At 65.1% G+C, this 905-nt stretch carries 1 protein-coding gene; it reads right to left on the bottom strand.

All coding sequences use genetic code 11. The features are described from left to right. Positions 1–905 (bottom strand): phage terminase large subunit (gene terL / locus ABWL39_RS20835; RefSeq protein ID WP_367796115.1); only part of this gene is annotated, 905 nt, incomplete at both ends.

Here is a 905-nt window from a genome sequence, read left to right as displayed (position 1 = left end):
TGATCCACCAGCGTCGTCTGACTGGCATGTAACCTGATCAGCCCGTTGGCCATATGCGGCTGCAGGCTCTCGATGCGCAGCAGCTTGTCGGCGATCGGCGTCACGGCGCGGGCCGGTACCGGGATACCGCGTGCCGCCGAACGCTTGACCAGCTCCGAGTACAGGAAGGCCTGGAACTGGACCGTTTCCACCGACCACACCAGGCAACGGTATTCGGCCTGCAGGCTGATCACGTCTTCAATGATCCGATCCGGCAGGCGCTTCTTGATCTGGGCCTCGACCACGTCGAGGATGCCGGTGTGGCGGTTGAAGCCGCCCACCAGCAGCGCGGACGGGTCACGGCTCGCGCCCTGCTTGCCGAGCGACGGGTCACAGGCGCCGTAGAACACCCACTCGGCCAGACGATTGACCCAGAACTGGATCACCTTGGCGAACGGCGCGTTGTCGCCGGCCACCGGGTCGTTCTGATACTCGCTGTCGAAGGTATCGTGCCCATCGCGGACGCGGATCTTCATCAAGGCCAGCAGCGGGCGGGCCGCCCACGAGCAGCGGCTGCCTTCGTCCATCTCCGCCTGATGCAGGCCATAGTAGGCGTCGGCCAGCGCCTCGCCCTCATTGCGCAGGATCTCTTCCCACTTCTCCCACAAGACCATGTGATGAGGCCACTGCAACAGCGCCTTGAACTTGGCCGCCCGCCACAGCTTGTTGGCCAGCGTGCGGCTGAGCACCGAGTCGTAGTGCAGGATGGTGCCGATATAGACCACGTCGAATTTGGCGCCGGCGCCACCCAGCGGCAGCACCGTCTTGGTCAGCCAGCTCTGCAGCTTGTCGCGCTGGTCTGGGTTGCGCACCTGCTCGTCGTTCTCGATGTCGTCCAGCACGGCCAGGTCCGGGCGATAGGGGCC

This window comes from Chitinivorax sp. PXF-14, assembly GCF_040812015.1.
Classification (GTDB): Bacteria; Pseudomonadota; Gammaproteobacteria; order Burkholderiales; family SCOH01; genus JBFNXJ01.
Note: the sequence above shows the minus strand (reverse complement) of the source record. Positions and strands in the feature narration are given on the sequence as shown.